The organism is Streptomyces sp. NRRL S-244, assembly GCF_000717915.1.
Lineage (GTDB): Bacteria > Actinomycetota > Actinomycetes > Streptomycetales > Streptomycetaceae > Streptomyces.
Map to the genome: position 1 here is coordinate 1 of NZ_JOCX01000025.1, position 20,896 is coordinate 20,896.

Here is a 20,896-nt window from a genome sequence, read left to right on the forward strand (position 1 = left end):
GATCTCGGACGGGCCGGCGTTGAAGGACTGCGGCTTGATCGCGGTCGCGCCCAGTTCCTTCTGGATCAGGCCTTCCTGGAGACCGACCAGCGCGGTGGCGTGCGTCAGGTTCGGGAAGTACCCGATACGCACCTCGGAAGCCGACAACTTCTTATCGCCGACGGCCGCGGCAGTGGCCTTGTCGTCGTCCTTCTTCGCCTCGGAACCGTATCCGCAGGCGGTGAGCAGCAGGGGAAGCGCCGCTGTGACGGCGATGGCGCGAAGGGTGGTGAGCGGTCTTGCGGCAGACACGGAGGTGTCCTTTCACGGGATGGTGTTCGGGGACGCACGGAGAGATGGGTGACGCGAAGTCGTCGGCGCACGGGGCACCCGCTGCCGGCCGTTGCCGGCGGGATCGCGGTCGCAGGCTGAGGAGTGGGTGACTGTCGGACGTCCAGGGGGCGGACGTGGAGCCCGCACTTCGGACACCCGCGCTCGAAAGCACGCGGTCGGTGAGGCCGGCCGAGGGGTCTGCCCGCCCGGCGGGGGTACGCGCGGAGCCGGCTGCCCGGCGAAGGTGTCAGCCGGGCTGACAGATGGCGCTGGAGGTACGGCCCAGGTCGATGTGCCGGCGGGAGGTCAGGGACAGCATCCGGCCTGCGTGGTGCAGTGTTCGCACGGACACCTCCCTTGATTCCTAGTTTTCCCACCTGGTTGGTAGGCATATTGGCAGAGCCGGACACCGGCCCCAAGAGGTTGACCGCATGGTGGACGCCGATATCTCGCAATGCGAGAAACCGCAGGTGGGGGAGGGGTCAGGGATTGGTCCAGGCCCCGGGGGTATCGGCCAGTGCCGATACGCCGGAGGGCAGATCGGAGGACGCGACGTCGGCCAGGCTCACGCCGTCGAGGATTTCGCGCACGTTGGCCCGCAGCGCGATCCACAGGGGGAGCAGCGACTGGGCGGGGCCGGTGTAGGACAGGTCCGGTGGACGGACCCCGCGCACCGAGACCAGCGGTCCGTCCACGACGCGGATGACGTCCGCGATGCTGATGGACCGGGCGGGCTTGGCCAGCCGGTAGCCGCCGTTGCCGCCGCGCTGGCTGAGCACGAGACCGCCCCGGCGCATGTCGTTCAGGATGCCCTCGAGGAACTTGTGCGGGATGTCCTGGGCGTCGGCGATGGCTTCTGCCTTCACCGGCCCGTCATCCTGTGCCGCGGCAAGCTGCAGTGCGGCACGTACCGCGTAGTCCGCCCTGGCTGAGATCCGCATAGGGCCATTATCCGGCATGGATCACACCGGCGTCCGTCGTGGGTGGCCGCAGGCTGCCGGGCAGGTGTTCGTGCCCGGCAGCCGAGGGACCGAAGGTCGCGGACCTGCGTCCTTCGTGGCACCCCGCGTCAGTGGAAGGCCGCCGCCACCGCGCGGTGGGAGCCGTTGAGGTAGTGCTCGCCGATGGAGCGCAGGCGGTGCGCGACCGGGCGGTGGGCCGTCAGGACTCGGGCGTTGCGCCAGAACCGGTCCAGTCCGGGGGCGTCGGCGAGTTCCAGCACCCGGGCGGTGATGTGCAGCGCGGCCTTCGACATCACGGCCTCGGCCGTGGCGACCAGGGCGGCGACCCCCGCCGGTACCTCGGCGTCGAGCTGCGCACCCGTGGCGAGAGCCTGCGCCATGACCTCCGTCGCCCGGTCGACCACGGCGGTGGCGGTCTGAGCGGCAGAGGCGAGTTCCCCGTAGGTCAGGAAGAGGTCCGGGTCCTCGCCGGGCAGCCGGTGTGCGCGGCCGCCCCTGCTGAGGTCGCGTGCTTCGGTGAGGGCGCCCTCGGCGATGCCGAGGCCGACGTGGCACAGGGCGAGCCGGAGCGCCGGTTCCGCGAGCGCGGTGACGGGTGCGGTCGACTCCTCGTCGTGCGGCCGGCGGCCCAGCACCTGCTCCGGCGTGATGGCGACCCGGTCCAGGACGACCCGACCCGCGCCGGCGACCCGCTGCCCGAGGCGATCGTGGGCGGGCTCGACGGTCACGCCCCGTGCGCCGGCTGGGATCCGTACGACCAGGACGTCGCCGGTCGTGGCGCAGACGGCGTCCACCACGATCTGGTCGGCCGCGGCCACCGCCGTGTCCACGGACCGGCGCCCGTTCAGCAGGTAGCCGGTGGTGCGCGGCCTCAGGGTGAGGTCCGGTCCCTCGGTGTCGTCGCTGGACGAGGGAGTGCGGACCGCCCCGGTCCACAGCCACTGCTCGCGCACCGACTCCTCTTCGAGGGCGGTGGCGTGCTCGTGATCCGCGTAGAAGCGTCCGCTCCAGGCGTGTACGTAGTGACGGGCGAGCAGGTCGCCTACAGAGCTGTCCGCTGCGGCGATCTCCCGTACGACGGCGCATCCGGTACGCCAGTCCGCCCCGCGGCCGGGCCCGGGCGGGGTCAGGGCCGCCGGCAGGCCGGCCTCGCGCAGGCGGGCCGTTTCGTCGGTCGGCGGCTTGCCGGCCTGGTCGCGGGCGATGGCGTCCGCGGCGAGGTCGTCCGCCACATCGCGGGCGGTACGCAGGAGCGCGCGGTGCCGCTCGTCGGCGGATCGGGGCCCGGCGGGGCTGGGTGTCGTCCGCATGGGTGTCACCGGCAGGCCCCGGTGCCGCCGTGTGGCGCGGGGGCTGGGCGGACAGCGGTGCCATCGGGGCTGGCGGTGGTCATGTCGGCTACTCCGGAACGTTGTTGGTCGGCGTCGCCCGGTTGCTGGGCGGGTGAGGGAGGCGCACGAGAGGTGGCGGACGGTGGGTGTGCGAGCCGGCCGCGATCGGACAGGGCGGCGGGCAGCGGATCCCCACCTTTCCCATCGGATTGATAGGGATACTCGCCCGAAGCTGCCTTCCCGGCAAGAGCGTGACCGAATGATGGACAGTGCGATCTCGGGATGAAAGACGATGCAGATCAGTGGCCGGTGGGTGGGATCGCGACCGGATCCCCCGTCAGGGAGTGCGTGGAGTCGGGGAGTTCCGCCCCCGGTCCTTGCGGCGGCGCGGCCCTTCATCCGGCCATTTCCTATTCAATCAGTAGGGAAGTATTGACGCGCGTCCGCCACGCACCCCACGATGTGCCCATGTCCCCGTCGCAGCCGTTGCTCGTACGCCGCAGGCACGTTGACCTCCGTCGCGTAGCCAGCGCCGTCTGCCGACCCGTCTAGGGCTTCTTCGTCAGGGCATTTCCTCGATGCGCGCCGGTGATCCGGCTTGCGCTTCTCTGTGTGCGTCGCGCTTTCGTGACCCCGGCTCTTCCGGAGCGTGAGGGTCGGTCCGGCGTGTGACGCGCCGACCCTCACGGTCGGCTCCGTCACGGAGACACCTTGCCCTGTCGCGCCCGAACACCCGGCCTCCGTACCTCACTCCGCGCAGCCGAAGGGGCTCATCGTGACCACCGCCATCTCCGCACCCGTACCCGCATCCGCCGTCCGCCGTTCCCCGGCCCCGCGCCTCCAGCTGGTCGGCGACCGTCCGCCCGCTCTCCCCGTCGGCGGGACCGATGGCGGTCGCGTCGGATACCTCGTGTTCCTGCCGGCGAACGTCGACCCGGTGGCGCTGATGCAAGCGCACGGCATACGCCCGGAGATCCATCCCCTCGGGCTCGGGCTGCCCCAGGCTCCCGCGTCGGAACCGGCCCCGCACCCCGAACCCGTCGGGCTCGACGACGCGATCCGGGTCGACCGGGCACGCCGGCTGGTCGAGGTCGACGGGCGCGAACTGGATCTCACCTACCTGGAGTTCGACCTCCTGGCCCACCTCGTGAGCCACCCGTACACGGTTCACACGCGTGATGCCCTCATCTCGGGCATCTGGGGCTACGGGCACATCGGCGACGGCCGTACGGTCGACGTCCACGTGGCCCGGCTGCGCCGCAAGCTCGGACCCGCCTACCGGGACCGCATCTCCACCGTGCGCCGCGTCGGCTACAAGTACGTTCCGGACCACCAGTAGGCCCCGGGGCCGGCCGGGGAAGGACTCCTGTCCCGTACCGGCCCCAGGTGCCAGGGGCGGCAGCCCCCGCTGCTACCGGAACAGACGGTCACCGGGGGTGGCCATGCGGTGGGTGCCGCCGTGGCGGTTCACCCAGTCACGGACGAGGTTGACGGCGTTGGCGCACTGCCAGGTGTCGTCGTACTCGCGCACTCCGGTGAAGGCCCCGTAGCCCGCGATGATCCCGTCCACGCGCCCGTCGCCCAGCAGTTTGTCGACGTACCACGGGTCGTTGTAGGTGGTCGTCCAGGACAGCGTGGCCGCGAGCTGTCCCGCGTCACGGTCCCCGGAGCCCTTCTTCAGTTCCGCGCAGGTGTTGTAGGTGGCTTCCGTGCAGTTGCCGAACCCCTTGGTGATGTCACTGTCGCCGTAGTCCATCACCCGGCGTCCGGCCGGGAATCCGGAACCGGACCGGTTGAACGCGCCTCGGACCTGGTCGCGGGTTCCGGTCGTCGTGATGCCCTCCAGGCCGCCGAGCCGTCCCTCCAGGCTCTTCCAGCCCCTGCCGCCGACGTCCGGGGTGCTGCCGCCGTGGTACTCGTAGAACCCGTAGAGCACCTGGATGCCGGCAGCCGTCAGCCGCTGTGCCTTGTCGCGCAGTCCGGCGACGCTGCACCCGCGGTTCTCCTGCTCTCCGCAGTAGTTCGGGTCCTTGATGTCCAGCCAGACCATCGCCAGCCGGCGTCCTGCGTTGGCGTGGGAGAGCATGCGGTCGATCATGCTGTCGAAGCTGGGGCCCAGCCGGTTGTCACCGGCCGAGGAGCAGTCGTGATAGGCCCGCCATTCGTTGGGGTTCCACCAGGCGCAGACGTCTATCTCGATGCTGTTGGCGCCGTGCTTGAGTGCGGCGTCCACACCGTCCAGGGTGTCGACGCGGTGCGCGATGGCGTAGATGGGGTGCCGCTGATCGGCTGCTGCCGCCGGGGTCGTGCCGAGCGCGGTGGTGCCGATGACTGCGCACAGGGCCGTGAGCAGCGCCAGTAACAGCCGTGGGCCGGCGCCGCGCTTGAGGTGAGTGGTCAAGAAGATGCTCCTTCATGCATGTTCATGCCGCTGTCCTGAACCGGACAATTGATCTCACCCGTCACATGTTGACGCACGATAAATGCATGATGAACGAAATCGGTTCCCGTCGGCCGTCGGCCGTCGGCCGTCAGGTGCGGGCGGCGCGGCGGGAGCGCAGCACCTCCAGGCCGACCGGGATCAGGGACACGGCGACGATGGCCGCGATGATCGGCAGCAGGTAGCGGTCGACGTTGGGCACGGAGGCGCCGAGCGCGTATCCGGCCAGGACCAGGCCGACGGTCCACAGCAGACCGCCCAGGACCTGCCAGAGGGCGAACGTGCGAGCCGGTACGTTCAGGATCCCGGCGAGCGGGTTCAGTACGGTCCGCACGATGGGCAGGAAGCGGGCCAGGACGATGGCCTTCGCGTACCCGTAGCGTTCGAGGATCTCCGCCGCCCGGGCGGCGCCTGCGCCGATCTTGCGGGACTTCGCCCGGGTCAGGAACGCGGGCCCGGCCTTTCGGCCCAGCAGATAGCCGGTCTGAGCGCCGGCGAGGGCGCCGCCCGCGGAGGCGAGGAGGACCCAGGGCAGCGACAGGTGCCCCGGGGAGGCCGCCGAGCCCGCGCACAGCAGTCCGGCCGTGAACAGCAGCGAGTCCCCGGGCAGGAAGAAGCCGACGAGCAGGCCCGTCTCGGCGAACAGGACGACCGCGATGCCGATCGTCCCGAACGTGGCGAGGAGGGATTGGGCGTCGAGCAGGTTCACGGCGAGGTGCATCGGCGGCGCTGCGGCGAGCTGCGTCAGGGGCATCGGCACGGTCCCATCGATAATGGTGGTCGGGGTGGGGTTCACCGCCGCAGGCAAGGGGCTGCCGGACCGCACGGGTGCCGTCCGCCCCTCCTTGTCTACAAGACAGTAGTCCGTCTACTTCACTGTAGACGATCTCTCCGAGGGGAAGGTTCCATGACGGACAGCGCGAGCGAACGCCGGCCGGCGGGTGAGCTGGAGTCCAGCGTTCTGGCGGCCTTGTGGGCGGCGGGAAAACCGCAGTCCGCGGCTCAGGTGCGAGCGGCGATACCGCAGCCGCTGGCCCGGACCACGGTGGCCACGCTGCTCGCCCGGCTGCACGAGAAGGGCGTCATCGACCGGAATCCGGCCGGGCGGGGCTTCCTGTACTTTCCGGTCGAGGACGCGCACGGCCTCACCGCCCGCCGGATGCATCGTGAACTCGACCAGGACGGCGACCGCAGTGTCGTCCTGGCGCGGTTCGTCGAAGGACTCAGCGCCGACGACGAGGCGGAGCTCAGGCGCCTGCTGGAGGGAGGCGGTCAGTGATCGTCCTGCTGCTCGTCCCCCTCCTGCTGCCCTGGGCCCTGCCGCCGCTCGCGCGGCGCGTGGCCGCCCGGGTGAGGCCCGACGTCGCGCTGTGGACGATCACCACCGCCTCCGGGGCACTCGCCGTCGGGGTCGTGGCGTGCCTGGGTGTCCTGCTGTTGCCCCTCGCGCTGACCGTCCCGCCCCTGGCAGCCCTCGTACACCTGGTCCAGCCGCTCCAGGCCGGGCCGGCGCCGCTGGCCCTCGGGGCGTCGGCGCTGTCCGCCGGGGTCGTCGCGGTCACCGGCGTCACCGTGGTCCGGCACGGATGGTCCGAGGTGAAGCGCCTGCGCAGCGCCCATGGCGATGTCGCCCACCTTCCGCATGTGGGAGGAGTGTGCGTACTGGATGATTCCCGGCCGGACGCCTACGCCCTGCCCGGGCTGACGGGCACGGGCCGGGTCGTGGTGACCAGCGGCATGCTGCGCTCCCTGGACCCGCACGAGCGCGAGGTGCTCCTGGCCCACGAGCGCGCCCACCTCGCCTCGCGCCACCACCTCTTCCTCGCCGCCGCCCAGCTCGCCGGTTGGTGCCACCCGGCACTGGCCGCGGTCGTTCCCCAGGTGTCGTTCGCCGCCGAACGCGCCGCGGACGAGGCCGCCGCCGGCGTCACCGGCAACCGGTTGCTCACCGCGCAGGCCGTGGGGCGCGCGGCGCTGGCCACCACCCGTGGCGGCGGACGGTCCGGAGGGTCAGAGCGGTCCGGACGATCCGGGCGGTCCGGGCGGTCCGTGCTCGCGGCGGGCGCCGTCACCGGACCCGTCCCCGCCCGCGTGAAGGCCCTGCTGACCCAGGCGCCCGCCCGGCGCATCGCCCCCGCGGTGCTGGCCATGGCCCTGCTCTGCGCCACGGCCGGCGCTTCCTCCCTGGCCGGGGCGGCCTGGCTGCACCGCGGGGTCGAAATCGCCCAGGGGGAGCACCCCTCCGACTGAAGTCGGACCGGCCCCGAGGGCTACCCGGACCGCAGCGCCCCCCGCCTCCGCCTCCGGCCTCCGGACCGCGCTCACCGAGGGCGTTCCCCGGCTGGTGGGCCGTCAGGAAGGCGATGGGTCCCGGGGAGCCGAGGGCCGGTCGCCGGTGCGCGACAGGTACGCGAAGGCGAGGAGGGACAGCCAGGCGGTGGCGAAGAGCCAGCCTCCGATGACGTCCGTGAACCAGTGGACCCCGAGGTAGACGCGGGTGAGGCCGATCGCCACACCCCACACCGCGATCACTGCGGCCGCGGTCCGGGGCACCCTGGGGCCGCGCAGGAACAAAGCGGCGATCAGGAGCCCGGCGGTCATCGCGCCGGTGCTCGCGTGACCCGAGGGGAAGGACCAGCCCGAGGCCTGGGTCGCCCAGTCCGCTACCGCGGGGCGGGGTCGGGCGATCAGCATCATGGTCGCGTAGCGCAGGCTCTGGCCCGCGCCGAGGCACAGGACCAGCGCGGCGGCCGTGAGGGCACGCTGCCGGGCGGTGCGGCCGGCGTAGAGGCCGGCCAGTACGAGCAGGACGTACGGGACGAACCCGGTGCCGGTGTAGGTGACGATGCGGGCGAGCGCCGTGGGGACGGCCGGGCGGTGCTCCACGGACCAGCGGTGCAGGGCCACATCGGCGGGCAGCGGATGATCCGGGGTGCGTACGACCCACACCGCCAGCAGGGCGAAGAGCGCGGCGGCGGTCAGGGCCAGCCAACCGGCTCGGTGCGCGAGTCGGGCGCGGGTCACGCGCAGCCCGCCGGCTGCGGACGCAGCGGGCCGGCCTTCGGATGTGTGTCGAGCAGACTGACCGCGAGGTTGGTTGCGGTGTGTACGGAAGCGGCCATGCGGGTGGAGCCTCTCAAAGCAGCCGGGCGAAAGGCGACCGGACGGAACCCCCGGGCGACAACCGGGCCGTAGGTGGTCTACTGCACTGTAGACGACTGTGGGGTAAGGGTGAGGTCAATGGCCGGGCCGCCGGCCGATCGCGGACCGGCCGGCGAACCGGAGGCATGCGTACGCGCGGCGCTGTGGGCGGCGCTGTGGGCGGCGAAGGAGCCCCGTGTCCCCGTCAGGCGGTCAGGATCCCGGTGCCGAGGAGGCCGAAGAGCAGGACTCCGATGACGATCCGGTAGATGACGAAGGCGTTGAAGGAGTGCTTGGCGACGTACTTCAGGAGCCAGGCGATGGAGGCGTAGGCGACGGCGAAGGAGACCGCGGTGCCGACGACCAGCGGAACGGTGTCCACACCGGCGCCGATGGCGTCCTTGAGCTCGTACAGGCCCGCACCGGTCAGGGCGGGAATGCCCAGGAAGAACGAGAGGCGGGTGGCGGCGACGCGTTCGAGGTCGAGGATGAGACCGGTGGACATGGTGGCGCCGGATCGGGAGAAGCCGGGGAAGAGCAGGGCGAGGATCTGCGAACAGCCCACCAGCATCGCGTCCCTGAGGTCGGTGTCGTCCTCTCCGCGCTTGTGGCGGCCCATCTGGTCGGCGGCCCACATCAGGCCGCTGCCGACGATGAGGGAACCGGCGACCACCCACAGGGAGGCCAGGGTGCTCTCGATCAGGGGTTTGGCGGCCAGTCCCACGACGACGATGGGGATGGTGGCGTAGATGACCCACCACGCGAACTTGTAGTCGTGGTGGTACCGCTCTTCGCGGTTGGCCAGGCCGCGTCCCCACGCGGTCATGATCCGCACGATGTCCTTGAAGAAGTACACCAGGACCGCGGCGATGGCGCCGACCTGGATGACCGCGGTGAAGGCGACGACGGCCTTGTCGTCCACCGGGATGCCCATCAGCCCCTCGGTGATCTTCAGGTGGCCGGTGGAGGAGATCGGCAGGAATTCGGTGACCCCTTCGACGATGCCGAGGACCGCTGCCTGTCCGATGCCGATGGTGCTCAATTCGTCCGTCCCTGGGGTTGGTCCGATGTGTTGGTGGTGAAGCGTCGACCGGCGGGTCCCGGACCCGGGTACCGGGCGCCGGCCGCTGCCGAGCCGGTGACCGCGATGGCGGCGGGTGGGGTGTGGGGGGAGGGCGGGCACGGCACACTCGGGGAAGACCCTCGTCGTCTACACGTATGTAGACGACGAGGGTGACTGTAGAGGATGAGCGAGGAGGCAGCCAACATCGGACGGGCATGACCCCGCCGGTCCCGCGCACGCGGGGGACCGCCACCCGGCCAACGGGAAGCGAGCGGTCGGCGGTCCTGCTGCCATCCGGTAGACGTCGTCCGTGGACAACCTCCCTGCTCGGCCGGACGGTCGTCCGACCTCGAGGGTTACAGTCGGCGGATGGAACTGCGGCAGCTGAGGTACTTCGTCACCGTCGCCGAAGAGCTGCACTTCGGTCGCGCCGCAGAGCGGCTGCACATCGTGCAGTCGGCGGTCAGCCAGCAAGTGCAGCGGCTGGAACGGGAGCTGGGGGCCGATCTCTTCGACCGTTCGCCACGCCACGTTCGGCTCACCGGCGCGGGGGAGCGGCTGCTGCCCGAGGCGCGGGCCGTGCTCGCCGCCGCCGAACGGGCCAGGGCCGCCGTCCGGGAACAGGCCGGCCTGCGCCTCGGCACCAGCACCGGCCTCGGGGAGCACCTGGACCGGGTGCTCGGAGACCTGGCCGTCCTGGCCCCCGACACCTCGGTCCAACTGGTTTCGGCCCCGGCTCACGACCGCCTGGAACAGGTCGCGGACGGCCGCCTCGACGCCGCGTTCGTACGTTCCCTGGAGCCCACCCCGGGCGTGCGGATCCTGCCGCTGTGGAAAGACCCCCTGGTGGCGGCCCTCCCGGCGGCCCATCCACTCGCCCGCGAAACGGAACTGGCCATCTCCGACCTGGCCGGCCTGCGACTCTGTATCACCGCCCGCCGCAACAACCCGGCCCTGGTCGATCTGGTCGTCGGGGCCTGCCACTCGGCCGGCTTCGAGCCGCTGCCCGGACCGGTCAGCGGATCGCTGCAGGACACCCTCGCCACCATCGGCGCCGGCTCCATGCCGATGTGGACCGTGCTGTACGCGGCCCAAGCGCGCGTGCTGCTCAGCCCCCGGGTCGCCTTCCGCCCCTTCCGTGCCCCCGGCCTGGCCCTGCCCATCGGCCTGGCCGTCCGCCGCGAGACCCCGCCCGCTGCTCTCGCGGTCCTCCTGAAGGCGCTCCCAGCAGTCCCGACCGGCAACGATCACGAGAGCTGATCGCTGCGGTCGCGGTCTGCTTCTTGGTCGGTCGGCACGGATCCGATGGACTGGCGTCACGCCGGTGAGCGACCCGGAAAGGCCGGGAAGCCGCCGCTGGCAAGGGAGTTCGGTCATGCCCATCGTCACCATTCAGCAGGGTCCCCGCGATGTCGAGCTGAAGCGCGAGCTCGTCAAGCGGGTCACGGACGCGTTCGTCGACGCGTACAAGATCCCGGCCGAGACCGTTCAGGTGTGGATCCACGAGGTCCCGACGGACAGCTGGGGCGCGGCCGGCACGCTCATCGCCGACAAGTAGCACCTGAGCGCGCGGTGTCGGAGGAGCCGGTGCGGGCGAGGGCGGCCTGCACCGGCTCACCGTTCGTACCCATGACGGCGTGGAACGCTGTCAACTGTGAGCCCGCTGATGCCCAAATCGCCTTCCGCCGCACGGGTGAGCAATCCTTCACAAGCGCCGGTGCATCGGGGTCACGCACCTCGTCGGCACCCCACATGACACCCGCCGGCAGAATGCCGGACAGTGCCTCCACCCACGTCAGACGGACGAAGTGGCGGCGCTGAGCGAACAGGCGGCTGCCGGTGCCTCCGCCCCGGCCTCCTCCTCGCCGTCTCTCCCCTCCCCGTCCAGGCAGGCCGCGTACACGCTCGTCTTCGAGGACAAGCCCTTCACGCTGCGCGCACCGGCCTACAGCACCGGCACGCACGTCGATCTGGACGCGCCGAAGGTATTTCCCAGCGGCAAGACCGGCCAGGCCGCCGGGCCGGCGGGGGAGCCTGCGCCTTCAGGGGCGTAGGCCGGCTTGTCTGAGTGCCACCCGGGACAGGTCGCGGATGACCCGCTCGTCCGCCCGGCGCCAGGCGTCGGCGAGACCCTCCGGTGGAACGGGGACCGATGCGAGGTCTCGCGTCGGCCCGGTCAGGGCGCGTAGGGCAAGCAGATCGGCACCGCCGGGGGCGTCGAGGAGACCTCGGATCCGAGCGCTGCGCCGGATCCAGCGCACGCGCGGGGGAAGCCAGAGTGCCAGCACGATCGCCACGGAGGTGACGATCAGGACCCATGTGGTCAGGTCAGCCACCCGGCCCACCACGTCCTGCATCGACTGGCCGGCATCGGAGAGCCCGTTGCTGGCCTCGGCGGCGGACTGCAGCGGCTTCTTCAGGATGCCCCCGACCAGCGGCACGTTCGACGCCGCATCCCCCGCGTCGCCGAGGCCGGAGGCGAGGCTGCCGCCCGCGTCCTCCACCTTCCGCCCGGGCTCGGCCAGCAGCATGATCGCCCCGTGGACGGCCAGCGCGAACCTCACCGCGGTCACCATCAGGACCACGGCGATCAGGTCGGCGAGCACCTGCCGGCAACGACGTGCTCGAGTCTGGGCGTAAAGACGCATCGGCGTGCTCCTGTTCCGGCGCCATCAACGGACGAGACCGGTCCTCAACCGGATGAGGGGCGGCAGCCGTGACAGCAAGCCACGGCCCACCGCCGACCGTACGCGGCACCCTTCCCGTCCAGTGGTCATCACATGCCGAGTTCACCGCCACGTTCACCAGAGCGCCCCGCGAGCCTGTCCGGCAGTGCAGCTGTTCGTCGGCTTCGCGATTGCCCATCGCCCACGCAGTGTTATAGCCTCTAATGACAGCTTGATGCTCTATCGCACGATGACGCCCATCCACTGAACAAGACAGGGGAACCCCATGCCCGGCATCCACCGCACCCGCATCCACGCCCTGTTCACGATCCCGCTCGCCATCGGCCTCCTCGGCGCCGCCGCGTTACCCGCCGGCGCAGCCACCTCCCCCAGCCCCCGCACCGCCAAGTCCCTCACCTGCCGCGGCGCCGGTGTCGATCCCGCCGCCCGCGTACGCCACCGGGCCGAGATCCTCATCAACGCCCCGCTGCGCACGGTCTGGAAGCTGCAGACCGACGTCGAGGGGTGGCCGTCCTGGCAGGCTCCCGTCACCACCGCGGAGCGCCTCGATCGCGGTCCCCTCCGTCGGGGTTCGGCCTTCCGGTGGACAACCCCGGTACCCCCCAACCCGACTCCGGCCACCAGTCTGGAGATCACCTCGACCGTCGAACAGCTCGCGTACCGCTCCTGCATCCGCTGGACGGGCCCCGCGGCCGGCGAGGGACTGCACATCGACGGCATCCACGTGTGGAACTTCACCGAGACCCCCGGCGGCGTCAGGGTGAGCACCGAGGAGACCCACACCGGCCCTCAGGTCGACGCGGACGTCCCCACCGCGACCGCCATCCTCCGCCAGGGACTCGAGGCATGGCTGAGCGACCTCAAGGTCACCGCCGAGCCGCGCCCCGCACCGGCAACCGCGCAGTGCAGCACAGTGCAGTGCAGTCTGCCGGGTCGGTCGTTGGGAGTAGGGCCGACGCCCGATGTGCGCTTCGATGCCGCTGCCTAGGGTCGGTACTCATGCAGAACACGGAACCTGTCCGCCGCCCGGTAGCGGAACGCAGGCGCGACTCTCTGGAACGGCTCGCCACGGAGCGGGACATATGGGTAGCCACGGCCCATCCTGATCACGGACCGCATCAGGTGCCGCTGTGGTTCACGTGGGACGGCCGAGCACTGTGGATGTGCACCGGCGCGACTTCCGCGACCGCGCGGAACATCCGCAAGGAACCGCGGGTGCGCCTGTCGCTGCCCGACACGTTCGATGTGGTGCTCATTCAGGGCGAGGCGGAGTGCTTCACCGACCGGGACGTGCCCGGAGACGCAGCGGATGCATTCGCCGGAAAGTTCGGGTGGGACCCGCGCACGGAGGACGGCCCCTTTGTGTACGTACGTGCGGTACCGAAGACCGTGCGCGCCTGGAGAGGTGAACGAGAGCTGCAAGGCAGAGTCATCATGCGCGACGGAGCGTGGCTCGAGTAGAGGTCGGGCCGTCAGGGGCGGCGGCCCCACTCTGCCCCCCGTCCGTGAAGCCACAGGCCGCGGAGCGCCCGTAGCGCCTGGATGTGGCCGCATGTCGTTGACACCTGCCGAACGGCGTGCGACAAAGGCCTTATGAGTTCGGCCGGTCTCCTCGTCTGAGGTGCGGTTCTCCGCGTGACCCGGCCACCAGTAGTACGAACCCGTGCCGACGCCGGGGCCGCGTGAAAATTCACTGTCGCCATACGCGAGACTGTCGAACAGTGGGCACACCACCGCACATATGTGAACGGACAACTCTCCTTTGACCACGATTCCCGGATCCCGTGTCCCGGGGCGGACCTGGACGGTCCGTCTGACCGGCCACGGCGACCACACCGTCTCCGTCAGCTGCACCACAGAGGCATGCCGCATGCCGCCCCGGTCCAAGGACACGGCGGCCATGCGACGGTTCGCCGCCGAGCACGCCCGCGCGCACGCCCGCCTCGCCACCGTCCGTCCCCACGCGGCGTGTGCCTGCCGGGCCGCCGAATGCGGATTCCACGAGGACACCAGAGCCGCCTGTACCGGTGCCCCGCTGCTCGTCCTCATCCACAACCCGGCCGTCGGCCAGGTCTGGACCCTCGCCGAGATCTGCCAGGCCTGCGCACCGCTGATCTCCCACACCGCCGTCCTCGGCCGCGCCCAGCAGTCGGCGCCTCCTCGTACCCCCGCGGCATCGGCCGCCGCGTCGCCCCTCCCCGCCTCGCCGGCTCCGGCACGTGTGGCAGTGGCGGGCGGCTTCTCGTCCCCCGAGGCCGCGCCCGAAGCCGTCTCCCGCCGCCGCCCGTACCGCGGCGGCCCCCGACGCACCCGCTGACGGTCCGCTCGGTCGCGCCCGGTGGTGACGGCGAGGGTTGTTGTCAGTGGTGGGCGGGAGGATAGGGCGTATCGCTGAGCCGCCCACATTCCGAGGGGTTTTCCATGTCTGCATCCGTTTCCGGTCTTGCCTCAGATGCCGTGTCCGCCCGGTTCCCCACCGGCTGGTGCGCCACGGACCTGGGGCGATACCGGTCGTGTGCGTCCACCTATGAGGTGTACCCCTTGGACAGCCTGCCGCCGCTGGACGCTGGGCAACTCGACGGCGGCTTCGGCTGGCTGGGTGGGGTGGACGGGCCGGGGTCGGAGCATGGTGAGCATCTCGCGGCCGTGGAGCGGGATCTGGCGTCGGTCGGGCTGGCACTCCCCGGGGACTTCGCCGCCTTCTACGGCAGTGAGCGCGTCTGCCGTTCCTTCGACGAGGTCTCGGTGACGGGCTGCTGGAGCCACCTTTCCCGTCCGCTGCGCAGCCCGGCCGAGGAGGGTGCCCGTCTCGTACGGTTCCTGCGGGACCAGCAGGACTGCGTCATCTGGTACCTGTACCTGCGTCCCTCCGGTGAGGCGTTCGTGGTCTGCTCGCCCGTGGAGCTGGAGTCCGCCGGGTGGCGCTCGGACGGGGAGCCGGCGGAGGAGGTCCGGGGCGCGGTGGCCTCCTCGCTGATGCGATGCGCCGGCAGCTTCGAGGAGTTCGCGTATCGCTTCGTCGTGGAGAACGAGCTGTGGATACAGGTGAATTCCACCGGGGCTGACGGCCCGCTCGCTCCTCGCCTTCAGTCGTACGCCGACCACTACGGTGCCGCCGCCTCCTGATCCGCCCGCGCAATGATCGGCCGTGTTGTCAGCCGGCGATCTGGTCCCCGTCAGGTACATCCTCGACCGTGACAAGGTGCCGGGGCAGTCCGAGTCCCTGCGATACCGCATCGGCAAGTCCTTCGGGGTCCGGGCGTGCCGGGTACGGAGGCTGTTCCCCCTCGCCGTAGCTCTCGATCGCCTTCACGAAGTAGCTCGGGTGCCAGGCGCCGACGGCCCCCTTGACTTGGACCGCGGTCACGGGGCGGTGGCCGACGAGGTGCTTGAGCGCGGCCGGAATCTCATCGGATCGCAGTTCACCCGCAACCTGGAACAGGCTGGCGTGAGCGCCGACGAGGCCGCCGTCCCGCAACCGCACGGTCACGGTGAGGCAACTGGTGACGCTCGGATAGGTGATCACGCCTCCGGGCGCGACCTCCTTGACCTGCCCTTCCGTGACCGTCGCCTTGTCGGGTGCCGCAAGGCTGAGCGCCGGGCGCGGTCTTCCGTGGGCGGGTTCGTAGAGTGCCCCGTCAGCGGCTGTACTGGGTGAGGTCAGGGCCAGGGCGCCCACAAGGGCAACTGCGAGGGTGGCGACGCCGCGCTTGAGTTCGATCACAACTGGGCATTCTCCGCCATCAGCTGCCCTGTGTCGCCGGACCTTGATCATTGCCATTGAAGCCTGATGATCATTAGGTTTGTGCCATCGAAGTTTGAGTGTCACAGGGACGTCAGAAGGTGAGTAGACAGATGCAACCGACGTTCGTACTGGTTCACGGAGCCTTTTCGAACTCTTTCTCATTCGCGCCGCTCCAGGCCGAACTCGGACTCCTCGGGCACCGTTCGGTCGCGGTCGACCTGCCCGGCCACGGTTTCGGGGCGACCTTCACGCGGGCCTACCAGGTGCCACAAGATCTCGGCGGGCTCGCCACGGAACCCGGCTCGATCAAGGGCGTCACGCTCGCCGACAATGCCGCGCACCTGATCGGGATCCTCGAACGGGCCAAGCAGAACGGGCCGGTGATCCTCGTCTCCCACAGCCGCGGCGGTATGACGGCCACGGCTGCGGCCAACGCACGGCCGGACCTGATCGACCGCGTCGTGTACGTATCGGCCTGGTGCCCTGTCGATCTCGACGTCAGCGACTACTACGCCGAGCCGGAGATGGCCACGGTCGACGCCGCTTCCCTGGGCCTGGCGCTGGCCGGGAACCCGGCCGAACTCGGCCTGCTCCGCATCAACTTCCGCACCGCGAACCCGGAGGCCCTCGCGGCCCTCAAGACGGCCTTCCTCGCTGACGGCACCGACGAGGAGTTCCTGACCTTCCTGAACACCTTCCAGCCCGACGAGAACCTGGACGTCGGCACCTCCGCCGACCGGGCACAGGCCGAAACCTGGGGCCGCATCCCGAAGACCTACATCCGCCTGACCGACGACGCGAGCCTGCCGCTCGCCCTGCAGGACCGGCTGATCCGCGAGGGCAACGCGCTGACGCCGGACAACCCCTACGACGTCCGCACCCTTGAGGGCAGCCACCTGAAGTGGCTGGTCGCACCGGCACCAGCGGCCCGGGTCCTGGGCGAACTCGCAGCAATGGAGGGATAGGGACAACGCCACGGCGGAGTCGTGGCAGAGGTGCTGGACCTGGCCGGCGGCCCGCTGTGGGACGGGTATGCCATGCGGTGAGCCGGTCCCCATAGGGGTCCGCCGGGCTGTCGGAGCGGTGCTGCCCGATAGGCGCGCCACGCCCCCCGTGCCCGCCCGATGCGCTCTTTCGATCGGGCCGGCGGTCGGGCAGGATGCCCGGTGCACCGGGAACTCCCGGGCGCCGGCCGCGAGACGGAGGCTGTGTGTCAGCAGGGCACGAGCAAGCGGAGCAAGCGCTTCGGGACGCGTTCTACCGGGATCCCTACGCGCGCTACGCCCTGGCCCGCCGAGCCGAAGGACTGACCTGGGTGCCGGAGGTCGACGCCTGGTTGGTCGCGCGCGAGGGCGACGTACGGGAAGTCCTGCGGCGCGCCGAGGACTTCTCCTCCGCGAACGCGTTGCTGCCGGACGTCCCACTCTCGGAGGCTGCGCTCGGTGTCCTCCCGCGCGGGTTCGGGCCGCGTCCGACCGTGGTCTCCTCGGACGGAGCCGCCCATCTGCGCTACCGGGCCCCGTTGAACCGGGGCCTGTCCTCCGGCCGGATCGCGGCGCTGATGCCGTACGCGCGAGAGCAGGCGCGCGAGCTGGTGGACGCCTTCGCCGGTGACGCCTTCGCCGGTGACGCCCTCGTCGGGGACGCCCTCGCCGCGGACGGCTCGGCCGAGCTGGTGGAGGCGTACGCCCGGCGGTTGCCGGGACTGGTCATCGGGCGGCTCATCGGACTGGATCCCGCCGATGTCCCCTCGGCGGTGCACGGCGGCTACCGCGCCGAGGAGCTGTTCTTCCGCCCGCTGTCACCACCCGAGCAGGCGGCCGCCGCGGAGGACGTCGTGGCGCTCCAGCACGTGCTGGACGGCTACGTCCGCGACCGCCGGGCCCACCCCCGTGAGGACCTGTGCTCGGACCTCGTGGCCGCCTTGGCCCCGGGGGACGGCGAGTTGACCCTCGAGCAGCGTCACGAGATCGTGGCCAATCTGCAGAACCTGCTGATCGCCGGTTTCCTGACGACGAGCGCGCTGATCTCCACCGCCCTGCTGCACCTGCTCGGCGACCGGGAGCAGTGGCTCCTGCTGTGTTCCGATCCGACGCTGATCGGCGCAGCCGTGGAGGAATGCGCCCGCTTCGACACGGCCATCCAGGGCTTTCGCCGGGTCACGACGCGGCCCGTGACGCTGGGCGGGACGAAGCTGCCGGCCGGGGCCACCGTGCTCGTCGCCTACGCCTCCGCCAACCGCGACGAGCGCCGATACGCGCAGGCCGACCGGTTCGACATCCGCCGTCCCGCGGACCGGCGCCACCTCGCCTTCGGCCACGGGCCGCACAACTGCCCCGGCTCCCGCCTGGCCCGGGCCCAGCTCCACCTGACGCTGGAGCTGTTCTCGCAGGCCCTGCCCGGTCTGCGGCTGGACCCACGCCGCCCGCCGCCATCCATGCGCCCCACCCTCATCCACCGTTCACCCGAGACCCTGCACGTGACGTGGTGAGCGCCGGATCCCAGCCGCAGCATCGACCGGCATGAGCCCCATCTGGCCCCATCAGGCCCCGACAGGCCCCAACAACCCCTGGAATCAACCCGGTTCACGATCCCTCTCAAACGACTGACAGGGCTGCGGCGCCGTGCGAGGTTGTACGTGCAACGACCGCCGAGGGGGAAGGGGGACGCATGCCCGAGTACGCAAGTTCCGACGAGGAAGCGGAAAAGGACCTCATCGCGTACTGCGAGAAGATCGATTTTGACCCGGAGTGGGTGGCCGCGGACAAGTGGGCCTCGTCCATCAGGATTGCCCAGCAGAAGGAGTACGGCTTCGTACAGGCCCGCAAAACGATCCTCAGCGACCAGGAGGAGCTGGTCAAGGCGGGCGCCCGGGACGCCCGCAAGGCGAAGCTGGACTCGGACGCAGCGGATCTGCTCGCCCAGATCAAATACGACCACAACCTGAAGGATTCGCTGGTCGTCACCATCCTCAACCAGTGTGCCGCCGCCTACGTGGGCGGGGAGCGCGTCAACCTCGGCCTCGGCGGTGCCCCCATGGACCGCGGCGCCTACGGCGACCTCCGCGACGAGTGGACGGCGGCCGCGGAACTCGCCGACGGAGGCGTGTTCACCGGGTTCGTCAGCCACGCCCCTCAGAACAAGGCCGTGCTCGGCAAGGGCCAGGTCGGCAGCACCCTTGCCAAGCGCAAGGTCCAGGGCAACCTTCTCGTACGCATTGCCGGCGTCCGCTTCAACATGCACATCGACATCGCCGACTAGTCCGTCCGCTTCTTGGCGAGCACCTCGCCGACCAGATCGCTCCTCGCACCCCCGGCAGCCAGCCGGAAGGGCACCGTGTACGGGCGCCTCGACCGCACCCCCCGACCCCTTGTCCGGGTCAGCCGAGGGCGCGGTCGAGGTTGAACGCGGCGCTGATCAACGAGAGATGGGTGAAGGCCTGCGGGAAGTTGCCGAGCTGCTCGCCGGTCAGCCCGATCTCCTCGGCGTAGAGGCCGACGTGGTTCGCGTACGTGAGCATCTTCTCGAAGGCCAGCCGCGCCTCCTCCAGCCGTCCGGCGCGGGTGAGCGCCTCGACGTACCAGAAGGAGCAGATCGAGAAGGTGCCCTCGGCTCCCCTCAGGCCGTCCGGGCTGGCTTCGGGGTCGTAGCGGTAGACCAGCGAGTCGGAGACCAGGTCCGCGGTGAGCGCGTCCAGGGTGGCGAGCCATTTGGGGTCGGTGGGTGAGATGAACTTGGCCATCGGCATCATCAGCACCGAGGCGTCGAGCACGAGGTCGTCGAGGTGCTGTACGAACGCCCCTCGCTCGGGCGACCAGCCGCGTTGCATGATCTGCCGGTAGATCGCGTCACGGCTCTGGCGCCAGCGGGGGAGATCCGCGGGCAGGCCCCGCCGGTTCGCCATCCGGATGGCCCGCTCGATCGCAACCCAGCACATCAGCCGGGAGTACACGAAGTTCTTTCGTCCCCCGCGCGTTTCCCACACGCCGTCGTCGGGCTGGTCCCAGTGGTCGCAGAGCCAGTCCACCAGTACGCAGAGCTCCTCCCACCGGTCGCTGCTGATGGGCTGCCCCCACTTGTCGTACAGATACACGGAGTCGATGAGCGCTCCGTATATGTCCAGCTGGAGCTGCCCGGTCGCGGCGTTGCCCACCCGTACCGGGGCGGACCCCAAGTAGCCCTCCAGGTGGGGTAGTACCTGCTCGGGCAGCTCGCTGCGCCCGTCGATCCCGTACATGATCTGCAGTGGGCCGGCGGGGCCGCTGCCCCGCATGATGCCCCGCTCGGACAGGAAGCGCATGAACGCCTCGGCCTCGCCGGTGAAGCCCAGTCTGAGCATGGCGTACACGCAGAAGGCGGCGTCACGGACCCAGACGAAACGGTAGTCCCAGTTGCGTTCGCCGCCGATCTTCTCGGGCAGGCTGGTCGTCGGGGCGGCCACGATGGCACCGGTCGGGGCGTACGTGAGCAGCTTCAGCACGAGCGCCGAGCGGTGCACCATCTCCCGCCACCGTCCGTGGTAGCGCGAGCCGGCCAGCCAGCCGCGCCAGAACCTGACCGTCGTCTCGAACTGCCGCTCGGCTTCGGCCTGGGGGCAGGCCTGCGGGATGACGTCGTCAACGACGGGGTCGAGGGCGAACACCGCCGACTCGCCCTCGAGGAGCTTGAAGCGGGACCACGCGTCGAGGCCGTCGCACTCCAGCGGCGCGGTGGCGGTCAGCGCCAGCGCCAGGCTCCCGGAGTGGAAGACCACGGTGTGGCTGCTCCGCGCCTGCGCGGAGTGGGGGTCGGCGCCGTAGCCGAAGCGCGGAGCCACGTGCGCCGTGAAGGGAAGCGATCCCCGTACGCAGATCACCCGCCGGATCAGCCGGTGCGGGGCCGGCGCGCCCGAGTCGTCGGTGATCGGCATGAAGTCCTGGATCTCGGCCACCCCGTCGGAGGCGAAGAACCGCGTGATGAGAACGTTCGTGTCGGGAAAGTAGAACTGCCGGGTCCGCGTCGGCACGTCGGCGGCGAGTTCGAACGACCCGCCTCGGTCCGCGTCCAGAATGGAGGCGAACACGCTCGGTGAGTCGAAGCGCGGGCAGCAGTACCAGTCGATGGTGCCGTTCGTGCCCACGAGCGCCGCACTGTGGAGATCACCGATGAGGCCGTGTTCTGCGATCGGCAGATAGGACGAGAGGCCCGTTCCTTCGAAACCGGCGTTCACGATACC

24 protein-coding genes and 1 pseudogene are annotated in these 20,896 nt (G+C 70.7%); 14 read left to right on the plus strand and 11 right to left on the minus strand.

The window, feature by feature from the left end:
* The 4 genes and pseudogenes from IF02_RS0125385 to IF02_RS0125395 all read right to left on the minus strand — a co-directional run.
* Positions 1–291 (minus strand): annotated as a pseudogene (locus IF02_RS0125385) (sulfate ABC transporter substrate-binding protein); the annotation flags it as partial.
* 268 nt (positions 292–559) lie between these two features.
* Complete coding sequence (locus IF02_RS36140; RefSeq protein WP_324603785.1) at positions 560–658, minus strand: putative leader peptide; 99 nt, start codon at positions 656–658, stop codon at positions 560–562.
* 136 nt (positions 659–794) lie between these two features.
* A complete protein-coding gene (locus IF02_RS0125390) occupies positions 795–1,253 on the minus strand; it encodes an RrF2 family transcriptional regulator (protein ID WP_030160736.1) in 459 nt (152 codons plus the stop codon).
* Between the two features lie 128 nt (positions 1,254–1,381).
* Entirely contained in the window at positions 1,382–2,584 is a 1,203-nt protein-coding gene (locus IF02_RS0125395; protein WP_037837082.1) for an acyl-CoA dehydrogenase family protein, read from the minus strand.
* 489 nt (positions 2,585–3,073) lie between these two features.
* Between IF02_RS0125395 and IF02_RS36260 the strand changes: the two genes are divergently transcribed.
* Positions 3,074–3,157: a putative leader peptide gene (locus IF02_RS36260; protein WP_324617234.1), complete on the plus strand. Its 84-nt coding sequence runs from the start codon at positions 3,074–3,076 to the stop codon at positions 3,155–3,157.
* Positions 3,158–3,380: 223 nt separating this feature from the next.
* Complete coding sequence (locus IF02_RS0125400; protein WP_030160738.1) at positions 3,381–3,944, plus strand: winged helix-turn-helix domain-containing protein; 564 nt, start codon at positions 3,381–3,383, stop codon at positions 3,942–3,944.
* Between the two features lie 72 nt (positions 3,945–4,016).
* Here IF02_RS0125400 and IF02_RS0125405 read toward each other — a convergent pair whose 3' ends face one another.
* Both IF02_RS0125405 and IF02_RS0125410 read right to left on the minus strand, forming a co-directional pair.
* Positions 4,017–5,006 (minus strand): phospholipase D, encoded by a 990-nt coding sequence (locus tag IF02_RS0125405; RefSeq protein WP_030160739.1) that lies wholly within the window; start codon positions 5,004–5,006, stop codon positions 4,017–4,019.
* 130 nt (positions 5,007–5,136) lie between these two features.
* Positions 5,137–5,799, minus strand: coding sequence for a DedA family protein (locus IF02_RS0125410; protein WP_030160744.1), 663 nt, complete (start codon positions 5,797–5,799; stop codon positions 5,137–5,139).
* Between the two features lie 153 nt (positions 5,800–5,952).
* Here IF02_RS0125410 and IF02_RS0125415 point away from each other — a divergent pair, with 153 nt between their 5' ends.
* Both IF02_RS0125415 and IF02_RS0125420 read left to right on the plus strand, forming a co-directional pair.
* A complete protein-coding gene (locus IF02_RS0125415; protein ID WP_030160746.1) occupies positions 5,953–6,324 on the plus strand; it encodes a BlaI/MecI/CopY family transcriptional regulator in 372 nt (123 codons plus the stop codon).
* Complete coding sequence (locus IF02_RS0125420) at positions 6,321–7,295, plus strand: M48 family metalloprotease (protein WP_030160748.1); 975 nt, start codon at positions 6,321–6,323, stop codon at positions 7,293–7,295. The genes IF02_RS0125415 and IF02_RS0125420 overlap by 4 nt, the downstream gene beginning before the upstream one ends.
* Positions 7,296–7,397: 102 nt before the next feature.
* Here IF02_RS0125420 and IF02_RS0125425 read toward each other — a convergent pair whose 3' ends face one another.
* On the minus strand, positions 7,398–8,069 hold the full coding sequence (locus IF02_RS0125425) for a phosphatase PAP2 family protein (RefSeq protein ID WP_051696530.1): 672 nt from the start codon (positions 8,067–8,069) through the stop codon (positions 7,398–7,400).
* A gap of 322 nt (positions 8,070–8,391) precedes the next feature.
* Positions 8,392–9,228, minus strand: coding sequence for an undecaprenyl-diphosphate phosphatase (locus IF02_RS0125430; RefSeq protein ID WP_030160752.1), 837 nt, complete (start codon positions 9,226–9,228; stop codon positions 8,392–8,394).
* Positions 9,229–9,618: 390 nt separating this feature from the next.
* Between IF02_RS0125430 and IF02_RS0125435 the strand changes: the two genes are divergently transcribed.
* The 3 genes from IF02_RS0125435 (at position 9,619) to IF02_RS0125445 (ending at position 11,303) form a co-directional block, all read left to right on the plus strand.
* Complete coding sequence (locus tag IF02_RS0125435) at positions 9,619–10,509, plus strand: LysR family transcriptional regulator (protein ID WP_030160754.1); 891 nt, start codon at positions 9,619–9,621, stop codon at positions 10,507–10,509.
* A gap of 115 nt (positions 10,510–10,624) precedes the next feature.
* Positions 10,625–10,807, plus strand: a complete 183-nt coding sequence (gene dmpI / locus IF02_RS0125440) for a 4-oxalocrotonate tautomerase DmpI (protein ID WP_030160756.1) — start codon at positions 10,625–10,627, stop codon at positions 10,805–10,807.
* Positions 10,808–11,057: 250 nt separating this feature from the next.
* The gene (locus IF02_RS0125445; RefSeq protein ID WP_030160758.1) at positions 11,058–11,303 is read left to right on the plus strand and encodes a hypothetical protein; all 246 of its coding nucleotides are present in this window, start codon (positions 11,058–11,060) and stop codon (positions 11,301–11,303) included.
* On the opposite strand, the gene IF02_RS0125450 is transcribed toward IF02_RS0125445, so the two are convergent.
* Positions 11,292–11,897 carry a hypothetical protein gene (locus tag IF02_RS0125450; RefSeq protein WP_030160759.1) on the minus strand — a complete coding sequence of 202 codons (606 nt, stop codon included), beginning with the start codon at positions 11,895–11,897 and terminating at the stop codon, positions 11,292–11,294. The genes IF02_RS0125445 and IF02_RS0125450 overlap by 12 nt on opposite strands.
* A 304-nt stretch (positions 11,898–12,201) precedes the next feature.
* Here IF02_RS0125450 and IF02_RS0125455 point away from each other — a divergent pair, with 304 nt between their 5' ends.
* The 4 genes from IF02_RS0125455 to IF02_RS0125470 all read left to right on the plus strand — a co-directional run bounded on the left by IF02_RS0125455 (position 12,202) and on the right by IF02_RS0125470 (position 15,062).
* Positions 12,202–12,924, plus strand: coding sequence for an SRPBCC family protein (locus IF02_RS0125455; RefSeq protein ID WP_106977359.1), 723 nt, complete (start codon positions 12,202–12,204; stop codon positions 12,922–12,924).
* Positions 12,925–12,935: 11 nt separating this feature from the next.
* On the plus strand, positions 12,936–13,397 hold the full coding sequence (locus tag IF02_RS0125460) for a pyridoxamine 5'-phosphate oxidase family protein (RefSeq protein WP_030160764.1): 462 nt from the start codon (positions 12,936–12,938) through the stop codon (positions 13,395–13,397).
* 439 nt (positions 13,398–13,836) lie between these two features.
* On the plus strand, positions 13,837–14,253 hold the full coding sequence (locus tag IF02_RS0125465) for a hypothetical protein (protein ID WP_234318324.1): 417 nt from the start codon (positions 13,837–13,839) through the stop codon (positions 14,251–14,253).
* A 215-nt stretch (positions 14,254–14,468) separates the two neighbouring features.
* Positions 14,469–15,062, plus strand: coding sequence for a hypothetical protein (locus IF02_RS0125470; RefSeq protein ID WP_234318327.1), 594 nt, complete (start codon positions 14,469–14,471; stop codon positions 15,060–15,062).
* Between the two features lie 28 nt (positions 15,063–15,090).
* On the opposite strand, the gene IF02_RS0125475 is transcribed toward IF02_RS0125470, so the two are convergent.
* On the minus strand, positions 15,091–15,660 hold the full coding sequence (locus IF02_RS0125475; RefSeq protein ID WP_078622320.1) for a hypothetical protein: 570 nt from the start codon (positions 15,658–15,660) through the stop codon (positions 15,091–15,093).
* Between the two features lie 131 nt (positions 15,661–15,791).
* Between IF02_RS0125475 and IF02_RS0125480 the strand changes: the two genes are divergently transcribed.
* From IF02_RS0125480 to IF02_RS0125490, 3 genes are all read left to right on the plus strand, one after another.
* Positions 15,792–16,646 (plus strand): alpha/beta hydrolase, encoded by an 855-nt coding sequence (locus IF02_RS0125480; protein ID WP_030160773.1) that lies wholly within the window; start codon positions 15,792–15,794, stop codon positions 16,644–16,646.
* A gap of 245 nt (positions 16,647–16,891) precedes the next feature.
* Positions 16,892–18,172, plus strand: a complete 1,281-nt coding sequence (locus tag IF02_RS0125485; protein WP_030160775.1) for a cytochrome P450 — start codon at positions 16,892–16,894, stop codon at positions 18,170–18,172.
* A gap of 179 nt (positions 18,173–18,351) precedes the next feature.
* A complete protein-coding gene (locus IF02_RS0125490; protein ID WP_030160777.1) occupies positions 18,352–18,942 on the plus strand; it encodes a hypothetical protein in 591 nt (196 codons plus the stop codon).
* A gap of 118 nt (positions 18,943–19,060) precedes the next feature.
* Here the strand turns inward: IF02_RS0125490 and IF02_RS0125495 are convergent, their stop codons facing one another.
* Positions 19,061–20,890: a glycoside hydrolase family 15 protein gene (locus IF02_RS0125495; protein ID WP_078622322.1), complete on the minus strand. Its 1,830-nt coding sequence runs from the start codon at positions 20,888–20,890 to the stop codon at positions 19,061–19,063.
* Between the last annotated feature and the right edge of the window lie 6 nt (positions 20,891–20,896).

What these genes read in the sequence shown, in the direction of transcription:
- IF02_RS0125490 (WP_030160777.1), top strand. Translation starts at nt 18,352, where the DNA reads ATGCCCGAGTACGCAAGTTCCGACGAGGAAGCGGAAAAGGACCTCATC.
- IF02_RS0125435 (WP_030160754.1), top strand. Translation starts at nt 9,619, where the DNA reads ATGGAACTGCGGCAGCTGAGGTACTTCGTCACCGTCGCCGAAGAGCTG.
- IF02_RS0125410 (WP_030160744.1), bottom strand. Translation starts at nt 5,799, where the DNA reads ATGCCCCTGACGCAGCTCGCCGCAGCGCCGCCGATGCACCTCGCCGTG.
- IF02_RS0125450 (WP_030160759.1), bottom strand. Translation starts at nt 11,897, where the DNA reads ATGCGTCTTTACGCCCAGACTCGAGCACGTCGTTGCCGGCAGGTGCTC.
- IF02_RS0125480 (WP_030160773.1), top strand. Translation starts at nt 15,792, where the DNA reads ATGCAACCGACGTTCGTACTGGTTCACGGAGCCTTTTCGAACTCTTTC.
- IF02_RS0125395 (WP_037837082.1), bottom strand. Translation starts at nt 2,584, where the DNA reads ATGCGGACGACACCCAGCCCCGCCGGGCCCCGATCCGCCGACGAGCGG.
- IF02_RS0125455 (WP_106977359.1), top strand. Translation starts at nt 12,202, where the DNA reads ATGCCCGGCATCCACCGCACCCGCATCCACGCCCTGTTCACGATCCCG.
- IF02_RS36260 (WP_324617234.1), top strand. Translation starts at nt 3,074, where the DNA reads ATGTCCCCGTCGCAGCCGTTGCTCGTACGCCGCAGGCACGTTGACCTC.
- IF02_RS0125415 (WP_030160746.1), top strand. Translation starts at nt 5,953, where the DNA reads ATGACGGACAGCGCGAGCGAACGCCGGCCGGCGGGTGAGCTGGAGTCC.
- dmpI (WP_030160756.1), top strand. Translation starts at nt 10,625, where the DNA reads ATGCCCATCGTCACCATTCAGCAGGGTCCCCGCGATGTCGAGCTGAAG.
- IF02_RS0125465 (WP_234318324.1), top strand. Translation starts at nt 13,837, where the DNA reads ATGCGACGGTTCGCCGCCGAGCACGCCCGCGCGCACGCCCGCCTCGCC.
- IF02_RS0125460 (WP_030160764.1), top strand. Translation starts at nt 12,936, where the DNA reads ATGCAGAACACGGAACCTGTCCGCCGCCCGGTAGCGGAACGCAGGCGC.
- IF02_RS0125390 (WP_030160736.1), bottom strand. Translation starts at nt 1,253, where the DNA reads ATGCGGATCTCAGCCAGGGCGGACTACGCGGTACGTGCCGCACTGCAG.